Annotated in this window: 13 protein-coding genes; 4 read left to right on the forward strand and 9 right to left on the reverse strand. The window is 74.1% G+C overall.

The genetic code is table 11. The features are described from left to right. Positions 1–44 precede the first annotated feature (44 nt). Positions 45–653 (reverse strand): DUF1684 domain-containing protein, encoded by a 609-nt coding sequence (locus KDN32_RS22405; protein ID WP_211732142.1) that lies wholly within the window; start codon positions 651–653, stop codon positions 45–47. Positions 654–745: 92 nt separating this feature from the next. Here KDN32_RS22405 and KDN32_RS11435 point away from each other — a divergent pair, with 92 nt between their 5' ends. Beyond that, positions 746–1099: an iron chaperone gene (locus KDN32_RS11435; protein ID WP_211732144.1), complete on the forward strand. Its 354-nt coding sequence runs from the start codon at positions 746–748 to the stop codon at positions 1097–1099. Between the two features lie 29 nt (positions 1100–1128). Here KDN32_RS11435 and KDN32_RS11440 read toward each other — a convergent pair whose 3' ends face one another. After that, positions 1129–1371 (reverse strand): hypothetical protein, encoded by a 243-nt coding sequence (locus KDN32_RS11440; protein ID WP_211732146.1) that lies wholly within the window; start codon positions 1369–1371, stop codon positions 1129–1131. Beyond that, entirely contained in the window at positions 1368–1877 is a 510-nt protein-coding gene (locus tag KDN32_RS11445; RefSeq protein ID WP_211732148.1) for a DedA family protein, read from the reverse strand. The genes KDN32_RS11440 and KDN32_RS11445 overlap by 4 nt, the downstream gene beginning before the upstream one ends. A gap of 97 nt (positions 1878–1974) precedes the next feature. On the opposite strand from KDN32_RS11445, the gene KDN32_RS11450 reads away from it, so the two are divergent. Continuing rightward, complete coding sequence (locus tag KDN32_RS11450) at positions 1975–3123, forward strand: calcium-binding protein (protein ID WP_211732150.1); 1149 nt, start codon at positions 1975–1977, stop codon at positions 3121–3123. A gap of 30 nt (positions 3124–3153) precedes the next feature. Here the strand turns inward: KDN32_RS11450 and KDN32_RS11455 are convergent, their stop codons facing one another. Next, positions 3154–3843 (reverse strand): GAF and ANTAR domain-containing protein, encoded by a 690-nt coding sequence (locus tag KDN32_RS11455; RefSeq protein WP_211732152.1) that lies wholly within the window; start codon positions 3841–3843, stop codon positions 3154–3156. A 271-nt stretch (positions 3844–4114) separates the two neighbouring features. On the opposite strand from KDN32_RS11455, the gene KDN32_RS11460 reads away from it, so the two are divergent. After that, positions 4115–4633: a response regulator gene (locus KDN32_RS11460; RefSeq protein ID WP_211732154.1), complete on the forward strand. Its 519-nt coding sequence runs from the start codon at positions 4115–4117 to the stop codon at positions 4631–4633. A gap of 52 nt (positions 4634–4685) precedes the next feature. Next, positions 4686–5546: an alpha/beta hydrolase gene (locus KDN32_RS11465; RefSeq protein ID WP_211732156.1), complete on the forward strand. Its 861-nt coding sequence runs from the start codon at positions 4686–4688 to the stop codon at positions 5544–5546. Between the two features lie 118 nt (positions 5547–5664). On the opposite strand, the gene KDN32_RS11470 is transcribed toward KDN32_RS11465, so the two are convergent. From KDN32_RS11470 to chrA, 5 genes are all read right to left on the reverse strand, one after another. Next, complete coding sequence (locus KDN32_RS11470) at positions 5665–8142, reverse strand: hypothetical protein (RefSeq protein ID WP_211732158.1); 2478 nt, start codon at positions 8140–8142, stop codon at positions 5665–5667. A 238-nt stretch (positions 8143–8380) separates the two neighbouring features. Then, a complete protein-coding gene (locus tag KDN32_RS11475; RefSeq protein ID WP_211732160.1) occupies positions 8381–10501 on the reverse strand; it encodes a sensor histidine kinase in 2121 nt (706 codons plus the stop codon). 180 nt (positions 10502–10681) lie between these two features. Then, entirely contained in the window at positions 10682–11077 is a 396-nt protein-coding gene (locus tag KDN32_RS11480) for a response regulator (RefSeq protein WP_211732162.1), read from the reverse strand. Positions 11078–11259: 182 nt separating this feature from the next. Beyond that, positions 11260–11520, reverse strand: a complete 261-nt coding sequence (locus KDN32_RS11485; protein ID WP_307853968.1) for a YnfA family protein — start codon at positions 11518–11520, stop codon at positions 11260–11262. Beyond that, a complete protein-coding gene (gene chrA, locus KDN32_RS11490) occupies positions 11474–12859 on the reverse strand; it encodes a chromate efflux transporter (protein ID WP_307853969.1) in 1386 nt (461 codons plus the stop codon). The genes KDN32_RS11485 and chrA overlap by 47 nt, the downstream gene beginning before the upstream one ends. Positions 12860–12878 lie beyond the last annotated feature (19 nt).

Consider the following 12878-nt stretch of genomic DNA (forward strand, 5'->3'; position numbering starts at 1 on the left):
CGCAGCGGCTGTGGTGGTGCTCCAGCACCTGCGGCGCAGACTCGTCAGAGGCGCTCGCCGGCCTCCACGCGGGCCGCGATGGTGTTGCCCGCGGGCGCGAGCGGGCAGCGCCACCTGTCGTCGTAGCGACAGGACGGGTGGTAGGCGAAGTTGAGGTCGACGACCAGGTGCCGGTCGTCGCCGCCGAGCCACGCGCCCTTGGCGGAGTCGAGGAGGTAGCGACCCGCGCCGTAGCTGCCGTCGCCGGCCGTGCCGTCGCGCATCGGGACGAAGATCCCACCGCCGTACTGGTGCAGCCACCACACGTCGAGGCTGCCGCCGACCGGCTCGGGCAGGCGGACCAGGCCGATCCGGTGCAGCGTGACCGACCCGTCGGAGCCGCCGTCGACCTCGCGCTCGTCGGCGGCAGCCGGCTCGATCTCGAGCGTGAAGCGCAGCGTCGGGTCGTACGCCCAGTAGTCCACGCCCCGCTGCCTCAGCTCGGGGACTCCCGCGGTCGGGCTCTGGGGATGGGTGGCGAAGAGGTCCGCGCGCCCTTCACGCCACAGACGGTGTCCCTCGGCGGGGTCGTCCTCGGCCCGCACCGCCTCGTAGAGGGAGGAGACGCGGGCGCGCCAGTCGGCGAGGGTCAGGGCGGACGAGAGGGTGGGCACCCGGTCACTGTCGCACGCGCCGGGCCGCGAGAGGTCGGGCGAGGTGGAAGCGGGCGGCTGACGCTGCCGTGCGATCGGGCCATACTGCCCCCATGCCGAAGTTCGCGTCGGTCGACGACTACCTCGCCTCGCTCCCCCCGGAGCAGCGAGCCGTGATGGAGGAGATCGAACGCCGGGTGCTGCGGGTGGCGCCCGGAGCGGAGCGCGTGATCCGCTACGACATGCCGACCTGGCAGCTCGACGGCGTGTCCCTCGTGCACGCGGCGGCGTGGAAGCACCACGTCTCGCTCTACCCGGTGCCGCCGTCCGGCGACCCCGAGCTGGACGCCGAGCTGGAGCCCTACGCCGGGGCGAAGGGCACGCTCAAGCTGCCGTACGGCGAGGTCGACCACGCACTGGTCGAGCGGGTGGTGCGCCGGCTGCTGGAGACCCGCGCGTCGGGCTGACGGCCCTCGTCCCGGGCTCCGACGGCCCGTCAGTCGACCACGGTCAGGGCGCGTCCGCCCTCACCGGGTCCGGGGTCGGCGAGGGCGCGTGCGACCGACGCCAGTGCCCGCGATCGCGCGAGCTCGGCCAGCACGACGAGGTCGACGAGGAGCGGCTCGTCCGAGGGACGGTCCAGCGCGGCGTGGACCACGCTGCGGTTGGTGCCGTGCGGGTCGAGCACGACGGCGACGTGGACCCGGCGCACGGGCGGCGCAGAGCGGGTGGGGGTCATGACGCCACCTTCTCCCGGGGGTGGGCTGGACGGGGTGGGTCGAGGGGCGCACGGCGGCTCGCGCGACGACGTACGAGGTGCACGACCCCGGTCCCGACCACCGAGGCTGCGACGAGGCCCAGCGCGAAGAGCTCCACGTGCGCCGCGACGAGCGGCACCCCTCCGAGGTAGTAGCCGACGACCAGGAAGCCCGCCGTCCAGCCCGCGGCACCGACGACGTTGAAGACCGTGAACCGGCGGCGCGGCATGCGGGCGACCCCGGCCACCACCGGCGTGAAGGCGCGGACGACCGGCACGAACCGGGCGAGCACGACGGCCTTCGGCCCGTGCCGGTCGAAGAAGGCGGCGGCCGCGTCCACGCGCTCGCGCGAGAACCACCGCGAGTCGTCGCGCGTGAACACCGTCGGCCCTAGTCGCCGTCCGAGGAGGAAGCCCACCTGGTCGCCGGCGACCGCTGCCAGGAGGAGCCCGGCCTGCCAGCCGCAGGACCACCGGGCCTCGTCCATGCGCGGCGACGGATCTTCCAGAACGGCAGTCAAGAACCCGTCACGTCAGTAACAATATTGCTACAAGACTTCCTCACGACTTCCTGGAGACTGCCCCATGAAGCGCCTGCTCGGGTCCGCCGCGGTGCTCACGTCGCTCGCCATCGCCGTCCCCCTTCCTCCGCTCGCAGCGGCTGCCGACGGCCACAGCGCGGTCGCGGTGCACGCCCAGCAGAAGGCGAAGCGGGCGAAGAAGGCGACGCGGTCGCCCGACCTGCTCGTCGGCAACGCGCGCGCCAACTCGCTCAGCGGCTGGGACGGCGACGACGTCATCAAGGGCCGGGGCGGGAAGGACTACCTGGCGGGCAACGCCGACGACGACACGATGTTCGGCGGCGGAGGCGACGACACCGTCCGGGGCGAGGCTGGTGACGACACCCTCTGGGGCGGGCCCGGCGACGACCTCGTGCAGGGTCACGACGGCGTCGACGTCCTCCACGGCGAGGCCGGCGACGACACCCTGGACGCCGGGCCGGGCGACGACCTGGTCTACGGCGAGGACGGCGACGACCGCATCAGCGGCCACACCGGCGACGACCAGATCTGGGCCGGTCCGGGCGACGACGTCGTCGACGCCTTCAAGGACGACGACATCGTCTACGGCGAGGACGGCCGCGACACGATCAACGGCTCCGAGGGCGACGACGTCATCTACGGGGGCCCGGGCGACGACAACCTCCCGGACCGCTCCGGCACGGTCGGCCCGGGCGGCAAGCACGGCCCGGGCGGGCTCTTCGGCGGCCCCGGCAACGACCAGGTCTTCGGCGAGGACGGCGCCGACGTCGTCTCCGGCCACGACGGTGACGACCTCGTCGACGGTGGGAGCGGCAACGACCTGCTCTCGGGCGGCAGCGGCAACGACGTCCTGGTCGACGGCTCCGGCGACGACAACGTCAAGGGCGACGAGGGCGACGACCTGCTCTTCATCGGCCCCGGAGCCGACAAGGTGTGGCCCGAGGAGGGCAACGACACCGTCTACCTCTTCGACGACGGCGTCGCCGACGTGATCCGCTGCGACGACATGGACACGGCCGAGCAGCGAGCACTGGCCGGCACGGACGACCGGGTCGTCTACGTCGGGCCGGTGGACCCGCTGGACGTCGTCTGGGACTCCTGCGAGGCCGTCACCTCGATCGCGTACCTGCCGTCCGGCTGGCCCTACGGTCCGGTGGGTGGCGTCTCGGGCGACGTCGCCGCCAGGCACTGAGCCACCCCCGGGCGGTCTGCCCGCGCACCCTCACTCGTCGGTGGGCAGCTCCCCCGTGTCCAGGACGTGCTGGGCGACGGCGAACAGCTTCATGTTCTGCTGCGAAGAGATCCGCTTGAGCACCTCGAACGCCTGGGACGAGGTCAGCCGGTAGCGCTCGCGCAGGATGCCGGTGGCCTCGCCGATGAGCTGCCTGCTCCTCATGGCGGTGTGCATCTGGTCGCGCGTCGCGGCTGCGCTGAGCCCGACGGCCGCGTGGGCGGCGATGACCAGCCCGTCGAGCCGGTCGTCCTCGGTGAAGGCGTCCGGGATGCGGGAGTAGAGGTTGAGCGCACCCAGGGTGGTCCGGTCCACGTAGAGCCGGAAGCCCATGTAGGACCGGACGCCGGTGAGCTCGACCGTCCGAGCGGCCCACCGGGGCCACGGCGCACCGCTGGTGAGGTCGTCGATGACGCAGACGTCGGTCGTGCGCAGCTCGTCGAGGCACGGTCCGTCACCGAGGTCGTACTGCATCTCGTCGAGCAGGGCGACGTCCGGGCTGGTCGCGGCACGGGTCGTGACGCCACCGCGCTCCACGGTGCACACGCCGGCGAGGTCGCACACGTCGATCAGGTCGGTCGCCATCTCGACGGCACGCTGCAGGGTGTCGGCGGTGACACGTTGTGCGGCGAGACCGCGGGCGGCCTCGGCGAGCTGCTGGTTGAACGTCTGCCTGTCCATCGGGTGCAGGTCCTTCGTGCTGCGAGCGATGGAGACGCCGGGTCTGGACGTCCGCGGGGAGGTGGCTGCAGGTGCTGCCGGGACGATTGTGCACGATCGCGGAGGCGCTCGGCGACAATCGTCAGCTCGGGACGTTGGTCCCGACCTCCCGCGACGACCGTCCCGGAGCGACCGAGCGCCGGTGCACCTGAGCCGACGCGCGGCTAGCCTCGATCCGGGCTCGGGACTTCGACCGGTCGAGGGCGCGACCGGCAAGCGTGGGGAGCGAGACATGGCGGACGTGCTGCTCGTGGACGACGACGACGACGTCCGGGAGGTCGTCGCGCTCAGGCTCCGGCGCTCCGGCCACCGGGTGCACTCGTTCGGCGACCCCCGCCAGGTCCTGCCCTTCGTCGCGACCACGCCGGTCGACGTGGTCGTGCTCGACTGGCACATGCCCCACCTGAGCGGCGGCGAGCTGTGTGCGCGCCTGCGGATGCTGCCCCACCTCGCCGAGGTCCCCGTGGTCGTCGCGACCGCGTTCAGCGACGGCGACACCCGCGAGCAGGCCCTCGCGGCCGGTGTCACGGCCTTCCTGCCCAAGCCGTTCGCCCTGACGGAGCTGGACTCCCTCGTCACCGTGCTGCTGCGCCGCGGCGCGGACGACGCCGCGCCGGACCTCCCGTGGGCCAGACGACCGCTGCTCAAGGTCTTCGTGCGCCCGCACGACTCGTGCCCGAGGACGGCGTGCGGCGACCTCGAGTGCCCCGAGCGGGTGTCGGCGTGTGCCGCCCCGCTCGCCCGCCTCTGAGCACCCTCTCGTCTGCTGGCGCCGACCGTGCCGGTCGGGGTACAACTCGGCCATGGTCGACCCCGGACGAGGCGAGGCGCCCGGGCGCGGACGCATCGGTCGTCGCATCGGTCGTCGCGGCCTGCTCACAGCTGGCGCGTCGACCGTGGCGCTCGGCGCGGTCGGCTGGCAGGTCGCTCCCCCGCAGTACGCCGAACGGCTCCGCACCGGGCTCGGCATCGGGCCGGAGGCCTTCGTCCCGGACGATCCTGAGGGCGAGGTCCGCGTCGAGCGGGTGACCTCGCAGGCCATGGGAGGGGTGGACCTGTTCACCGCCGTCCCCGCGGGACACGGGGACGGCGCGGGGCTCCCGGTCGTCGTCGTCCTGCACGGCTCCAGCGCCTCGGCTGCCGCGCTGCGAGACTTCGGCCTCGGCCGCTTCGTCACCGCCGCGGTCAGGGCCGGTGCGCCGCCCTTCGTCCTCGCCGGCACCGACGACGGGCCCGCAGGCTGGGTGGCGGACGGGCGGGTCGACCCGCCGCGGATGCTGCGCGACGAGCTGCCGGGCTGGCTCGCCGAGCGCGGGTTCGACGCCGAGCGGCGGGCCCTGTGGGGCTGGTCGCGCGGCGGGTACGGCGCCCTGCGGTTCGCGCTCGACGAGCCCGCGTGGGCAGCCGGGTTGGCGCTCTTCAGCCCCGCCATCGGTCCGGGCGACCCGCTGCTGGGCGACCTGGCGCCGCTGGCCGGCCTCCCCTGGGGCTTGTGGTGCGGGAGCTGGGACCCGTTCCGCGACGGCGCGGCCGCCCTCGCCGAGACCGCTCCCGTCGCCCCGGACCCGTGGGTCACCGGCGACGGCGGGCACACCCGCGCGTACTGGAACGACCACACCCTCGAGATGCTCGACTGGCTCACCGGGACGCTGCCGCCGGCTTGACGGACCCGGACGCCCGCCGGCTGGGCGTCCGGGTCCTGGTCGATCAGCCGTGTGCTTGACGGAGCGACCTGCCCGACCAGTACCCCTTTCGTGCCCGGAACATCCCCGCGGGGTGGCCTCACTCGTCGGTCCCCTGGCCCCCTGCGTCCTCGTTGCACTCGATCTGTGGAGGCTCCTCACCCGCGATGGCGAGGAGCTGGAGCGGCGCGACGCGAGGACCGCGGATGGCGAAGGACAGCGCACCCGCTCGTGACAGCCGTCCGCGGCGGTCCTCGTAGAGGTACCCGTCGGTCTGTCGGGCACCCACGGTGTACATGCACTCGTCGAACCGGTCGATCTCGGCGACCGGCTCCGCCAGGTCCTCGACGTGCTCCTCCAGCGCCGCGACCCGGTCCCGCAGGTCTGCCGTGCCAGTGCCGGGACGGTCGACGCCCTCGCCCGGGTCCGCGCCGCATCCCGCGCGGCCGCGCCGTCCGGCGCGGGCCAGGAGCTGGTAGTCCGGGTCGTCCCACGCGCTGGTGTCGAGGTCGATCGCTGGCCGGTAGCGCGGACGCTGCCCGGAACCGCGCCCGGTGAGGTAGCCCAGCCGCTGCCACGACGCTCCCGCCTCGGTGACCGGCACCCCGACCAGGCACGACTCCCACCGGTCGAAGCGCTGCGCGCGACGTCCGACCTCGCGAGCGCCCGCCTCGAGGTCGGCGAGCCCCTGCCGCAGGTCGGGCGACGGCGTACGGTCCGGGACGGAGAGCCGCGGCTCCGCGCCCGTGCCGTTCGGGTCGGGTGCCCGCGACAGGCACCGCCGGGATGTCGCGAGGTCGAGCAGGCGCCAGTCGGCCGGCCCGTGGCGGACGACCGAGAGCGCCGGCCGCAGGTCCACTCCGGTGTAGTCGCGCTCGTCGTAGCGGTAGCCCCAGCGGTGCCGCGGGTCGCCTCGCCGGGCGACCCGCACGCCGGTCAGGCACCCCCTGATCTCGGAGAAGCGATCGGCCCGGGACCGGAGGTCGGTGAGCTGTCGGTCGAGCCGCGCCAGGCGGCCGCGCAGCGACCCGGCCCGGAGCCGGTGGTCCGGAGCGCCACCCGTCGTCTCCCAGCCCACCACCACCGGACGCGGAGCGGGTCCTGCGAGGACGGGCTCCGGCGGGACCCCGGCCGCCGGCCTCGCCCGCCCGGCGCTGCCCGGCCGACCCCGGCCGCTCTGTGCGGCGCCGATGTCGCAGCGTGCCCGGGCGTCCCGCGGTCGGCCCTGCGCGTCGTGCGCGAGCACCTCCCGCCACGACAGGTAGCCGGCGAGCAGCTGGCCGGCCGGGATCGGGCGGGGCAGCACGGACGGGTCGCCGGCGCAGCGGGCGCGCGGCAGCGCGCGACGCACGGGGCTGTCGCGGCGAGGCACCAGCACGAACCCGCGCGGGTCGTCCTCGAGCGGCCTCAGCTGCGGGTCGACGCCGCGGACGTCGGTCTGGTGATCGAGGTGGCAGGTCTCGTCGCTGACGAAGTTGAACCCGTGCGAGGACGCTGCGTACACCCGGCAGCTGCGACGGGTCGGGATCGTGTCGCCGGTCACCCCCTCGACGACGGGCGGACCGACGATCGTGGCGAAGCTGGTGAACGGACCACCGGCTCCCAGCTCGCCGCCCACCGACGCGATGTTGGAGACGACCGTGGAGTGGACGAGGTCCATCGATCCTGCCGACAGCAGCCCGCCGCCCTCACCCTCGGCGTAGTTGTTCGCCACGGTGGCGTTGACCAGCACCATGTCGCCGCGCGACCACAGCCCACCGCCCGGATGGGCGACGGCCAGGTTGCGCGCGACGGTGGAGTTGACGACCAGGACGTCGTCCTCACCCGAGATCGCGCCGCCGCGGTCGTCGGCCCGGTTGCCGATGAGGGTGGAGTCGTAGACCGCGACGTCGCCGTCGAGGGTGAAGATCGCGCCACCCGGCCCGTCCGCGGCGCTGCCGTCGATGTGCGAGCTGATCACGGTGACGTCGCCGTCCTCGTCGGTGTAGAGAGCGCCGCCGTCGCCGTCGGTGGTGTTGCCGTCGATCTCCGAGCGCACCACCAGGATGTCCCCGGTGGACCCGATGGCGCCGCCGGACCCGTCGACGAGGTTGTTGCCGAGGACCGAGTCGTAGACCTGGACGCCGCCTCGCCGGGCGTAGAGCCCGCCACCGTCGTCGTTGGCCAGGTTGCCGGTGATGCGCGAGCGGTGCACGGTGATCCGCCGCATCGAGAACACCCCGCCGCCCGGCTCCTCGGCCAGGTTCTGGAAGACCACGACGCCCCGCAGCATCACCTCGCCGCGCGAGGTCAGCGCGGCCCCGGGTCCGTCCGCTCCGCCCCGGGTGAGCGTGACCCGACGGATGTCGAGGTAGCCAGTGCCGTCCTGGCGCAGCAGCCGCTTCTCGAAACAGGTCTGTTGCAGCACGTGGTCGTGGCCGTCGAGCACCAGGGGGTACGGCGACTCGCGGATCGGGTCGCCGGCCTCGCAGTTGCGCAGCAGGATGTCGGCCCCCAGGTCGATGCGACGGCGCAGCGGGTCGGTCCAGGCCGCGCGCAGCTCCTCCTCGGTCCGGACCACGTCCACCCGCGGGCCCACCGGCGCAGGGTGCCGTGGTGATCCCGCCGCGAGCACCGCCGACGTGACGGCGGAGGGACGTGGACCACCACCCTCAGGCACGGCGCAGGTCGCGGCCGCGAGGACCGCGGCGGACGCCAGGAGGGCGCGGCGACGCCAGCAGCCATGCACCATCTCGTCCTCCCCTGGCCGAGCGTCCTCCCAGCGTAGGAACGGGGACGGCGGTGCCCGGGAGGCGCGCCGCACCGCGGCGGCGGGCTCAGTGCCGGAGCGGCTCCGGTGGGTGAGGCACCGTGATCGTGACCGTCGAACCCTGCCCACCCGGGGCGGGGCCGAGCGCGATGGTCCCGCCGTGCCGCTCGACGGCGCGCGCGCAGATCGCCAGCCCGAGCCCGGCCCCCGAGCGCGAACGGGCCGTCGCCCGGACCCGGGTGAAGCCGTCGAAGACGGTCGTGCGCATCTCCTCGGGGACGCCGACGCCGTTGTCGGTGACCTCCACGACCGTGACGGCACGGTCGGCGTCTCGGCCAGCGGTCACCTCCACGAACGGTCGGACGTCGTCGGCGGTGTACTTGACCGCGTTGCCGACGACGTTGGCGAGAACCTGCCGGATGAGGACCGGGTCGGCGACGAGGACGGGCTGCCCGGTGAACGTGACGACGGGGTCACGACCGCCGGCCGCGGCCACCTCCTCCGTCACGTCCGCGACCAGGGTCTCGAGGTCGACCGGCTGCAGGTCGAGCGGCGCGCTGCTCGCCGTGGCGTAGTCGAGGAGGTCGCCGATGAGGCGCCCCATCCGGGCTCCGGTCGCGGTGATGCGTCCGAGCGCCTCGACGGTGTCGTCGTCGTGGACGCCTCGGTCCCGGAGGTGGTCGGTGAGCACCTCGACCCACGTCGTCATCGCGGCCAGCGGGTTGCGCAGGTCGTGCGCCACCGCACCGGTGAAGGTCTCGAGGTCGCGGACGTGCTGGCGGTGGGCGGTGTCGTCGCGCATGGAGACGACCGCGAGCCGCCGGTCGTCCGGTCCCGCGAGGTCGAGGGGGTCGGCGCGCACGCTGACGTACGTGTCGGTGCCGCCGCCGATGTCTCCCACCAACCGCGCCTCCCTCCGCACGACGAACGACGCGGAGGCCGGCTCCCCGGTGGTGAGCGCGACGGCGTGGGGCATGGCGGCGAGGTCCAGTGGCTCGCCGTCGGCGCGCCGGACGCCGTAGCGCCCGGGATGGTCGGTCTCGGTGATCTGGTCGGCCGGGCCGGGCACCATCCTCGCTGCCGCGCTGTTGCGGACGAGCACCCGTCCCCGGTCGTCGATCACCGCGACGCCGTAGTGCAGCCGGTCGGTGACCGCGTCGAGGAGCCGGGCGCGCTCGTCGGCGTCGCGACGAGCCTCGATGAGCTCGACGGCCATCTCGTGCCGTTCCCGGATCGCCCACGACAGGGTGAGGGCGACGGCCGTCTGGACGAGGACGAAGACGCGGACGACGAGGGCCCGCACCTCGGGGTCGGGGATCGAGCTGAACGGGCCCAGGTCGGCGAGGGTGGCGAGGATCGCCGCGCTCCCGGCGGCGGTGATGTAGACCGACGTGACGAGCGGCGCGAACCGGAACCCGACGTAGGCGCTGAGCGCGACCAGCAGGAAGGCCAGGGACATGCCCTGGGGGCGGTCGAAGACGAGCAGCATCGCGACCACGGTCACGACCGCCGTTGCGCCGAGCTCGGCGGGCCAGTCGGGGCGACGCTCGTTGACGACGAGGTCCGCCCACGCGACGCCCCGGCGGCGCGCGTGGCGCGTGGCGACCACCGCGAGCCCCAGACCCGCCACCACGAACACCCCCGTCGTGCTGCGCACCATCCATCCGAGGGCCGTGGAGGTCGAGACGTCCCCGGTCTGGAGCAGCACCGCCACCAGCCCGACCGGCGCGCTGAGCACACCGGCGGTCACGGCCGCGCCGGCGAGGGCGACGACGCCACGGGTCGATCCCATGATCAGCTCGGAGCCACCGGAGGTGTCGACGCCGGCGTCGGGGGCGGTGCCGTGGCGTGCCATCACCCACCGGGCGCTGCACGCCATCACGCCGGTGGCGAGCGCGTAGGCGATCGCGGGCGCGACCGGCACGCCGACGACGACACCCAGGAGCGCTGTGCCCGCCAGCAGCAGGGCGACGGTCGCCGACAGGAGGCGTCGCGGCGTCTGCTGCAGCCAGAGCGCGGCGACGCCGGACGCCGGCCAGAACAGCACGTGCCCGCTCGCGGGAGCCGCGGTGAGCCAGCCGGCCACGATCGCCGCCGAGTAGACAGCAGCCCACACCACGGTCCTCGCCGGGACTGCCAGCACGGGCGCCCACACGTACGACCGCGCCGTCTCCTCGTCCCCAGCCACGCCCACCTCGTCCTCCGCCCTCCGCACCACCCCCGCTCCACGACGGAACCTAGGGCCGCGGCGGCTGCGCCCACCACGGTCGAAGGTCCCGTGCCCACCGTTCGATCGGGCGGGTCCGCACCGTCCGTCGGTGTCATCCGACGACGACCGTCCGGACGCCTCCCGCACCGTGGCCGCGGCTCAGGCGGGCGCGGTCCGCGCGCGCGGGACCGTCGGGCCGAGGCTGCCGGTGACGAACTGGTCGAGGTCGGCGAGGCGGAACGGCTTGGCCAGGAAGCCGGTGGCCCCGGCCGCCATCGCGCGTGCACGGGTGTCCTCGTCGGTGAAGGCCGTGACGATCACGATCGGGATGTGCGCGAGGTGCGGCAGGTCGCGCAGCCGGGTGCACAGCTCGCCGCCGTCCATGAACGGCATGCTCCAGTCGAGGAGGGCGAGCTGGTAGGGCTCCTCGCCCGCCTGCGCGAGGGCCGCCCGGGGGTCGGCGAAGTCTCGGGGCTCGTGCCCGGCCCGTCGGACCCGCATCGCGACGATCTCGCGGATGTCGTCCTCGTCGTCGACGACCAGTACCTGTGCCATGGCGTGCTGCCCAGACCTCTCGGATCATGGGGTCCCCCGTGCCAGGACCCGTGCTCGCACCGACGGTAGGTGGCGTCGGTCGGCCGCGGGGGTGGTCAGGGCGAGGCAGGACCATTGGTCCAGCAGGTCGGTCCCAAGTGGCCATGTGGCCATGACCAGTGACCCCGTGCGGCACGCGGCGCTCAGGCAGCAGCGCGCGGGGCGTACATGATCACCGCGACGCCGACCAAGCAGATCAGCGCGGCCGCGACGTCGTACCGGTCGGGCCGGAAGCCGTCGGCGACCATGCCCCAGACCAGCGAGCCGGCGACGAAGACGCCTCCGTAGGCGGCGAGGATCCGCCCGAAGTGGGCGTCGGGCTGCAGGGTGGCGACCCGCGTGGGCGGAGCCTGCCAGTCAGAGCAGCGCTCCCCCGACGCCGACCAGCAGGCCGGCGGCCGCACACGCGCCCAGGGTCCGGAGGACCGACCAGCCGCGCCAGAAGAGCAGGGCGCACCCCAGCGCGGTGAGCGCGAGGGACGTGACGTCGAGCGAGGCGAGGTGCGGGTACTCGAGGTCGAGCGGGCCCGCGGTGAGCCGGCCGGTGGCGTCGAACAGCGTGTGCAGCGCGAAGAAGACCGCCAGGCTCGCGATCACGCCGACGACAGCGGCGGTGACGCCCGCGAGCGCGTCCGCCAGGCTCCGGTTGCCGCGCAGCCGCTCGACGTAGGGCGCGCCGAGCAGGATGAACAGGAAGCACGGCACGAACGTCACCCAGGTCGTCAGGAGCGCTGCCAGGACGGCGGCCAGCCACGGGTCCAGGTCTCCTGGGTGGCGGTAGGCACCGACGAACGCGACGAACTGGACCACCATGATCAGCGGCCCCGGGGTCGTCTCGGCGAGGGCGAGGCCGCGCACCATCTCGCCGGGCAGCAGCCAGCCGTAGACCTGCACCGCCTGCTGCGCGACATAGGCGAGGACGGCGTACGCGCCGCCGAACGTGACGACCGCGGCGCCCGAGAAGAACAGGCCCTGGTCGACGAAGATGCTGGACGGCCCCACCAGCAGCGCAGCCACGCCGACCGGGGCCGCCCACAGCACGAGGCCGATCGCGAGGGTCAGCGCCGCGCGCCGCCCTGACGGCCGCTCGGAGTGGAGCTGGTCGTCGCTGACCAGCGGTGGCGGTCCGTCGTCGACGGCGGCCCGTGGCGGGCGGGTCAGGTCGGGGACGCGGCGCCCGAGCACCCACCCGACGGCCGCGCTGACCGCGACGACGGCCGGGAACGGGACGCCGAAGACGACGAGCGCGACGAACGAGGCGGCTGCGACCGCGACGAGCGCCGGGTGGCCGAGACCTTTCCGGGCCACCCGGACCACGGCCTGGGCCACGATCGCGACCACCGCGGGCGCGAGCCCGAGGAAGACCGACTCGACGAGCGTGGTGTCGCCGTACGCCACGTAGATCCCTGACAGCACGAGCAGGGCGGCCACGCCGGGCAGGACGAAGAGGATGCCGGCGACCAGCGCACCCCGCACGCCGTTGAGCAGCCACCCGACGTAGGTGGCGAGCTGCTGCGCCTCCGGCCCGGGCAGCAGCGTGCAGTAGGACAGCGCGAAGAGGAACCGCTGGTGGCCGATCCACCGCTTCTCCTCCACCAGCACCCGCTGCATCACCGCGATCTGGCCGGCCGGCCCGCCGAAGGTCTGCAGGGAGATCGCGAACCAGGCGCGGGTCGCCTCGCGGAGCGGTACGACGTCACGCGCGCGGCGCTCCGCCGTCTCCCGCGGGTCAGGGGTGCTCACGAGGTGCATGCAAGCGGTG

Source organism: Nocardioides palaemonis, assembly GCF_018275325.1.
In the GTDB taxonomy this organism is placed as follows: Bacteria; Actinomycetota; Actinomycetes; order Propionibacteriales; family Nocardioidaceae; genus Nocardioides; species Nocardioides palaemonis.

Bases quoted from the DNA above. Each gene is read 5' to 3' on its own strand.
- KDN32_RS11435 (WP_211732144.1), top strand. From the start codon at position 746: ATGCCGAAGTTCGCGTCGGTCGACGACTACCTCGCCTCGCTCCCCCCG.
- KDN32_RS11440 (WP_211732146.1), bottom strand. From the start codon at position 1,371: ATGACCCCCACCCGCTCTGCGCCGCCCGTGCGCCGGGTCCACGTCGCC.
- KDN32_RS11445 (WP_211732148.1), bottom strand. From the start codon at position 1,877: ATGGACGAGGCCCGGTGGTCCTGCGGCTGGCAGGCCGGGCTCCTCCTG.
- KDN32_RS11450 (WP_211732150.1), top strand. From the start codon at position 1,975: ATGAAGCGCCTGCTCGGGTCCGCCGCGGTGCTCACGTCGCTCGCCATC.
- KDN32_RS11455 (WP_211732152.1), bottom strand. From the start codon at position 3,843: ATGGACAGGCAGACGTTCAACCAGCAGCTCGCCGAGGCCGCCCGCGGT.
- KDN32_RS11460 (WP_211732154.1), top strand. From the start codon at position 4,115: ATGGCGGACGTGCTGCTCGTGGACGACGACGACGACGTCCGGGAGGTC.
- KDN32_RS11465 (WP_211732156.1), top strand. From the start codon at position 4,686: ATGGTCGACCCCGGACGAGGCGAGGCGCCCGGGCGCGGACGCATCGGT.
- KDN32_RS11480 (WP_211732162.1), bottom strand. From the start codon at position 11,077: ATGGCACAGGTACTGGTCGTCGACGACGAGGACGACATCCGCGAGATC.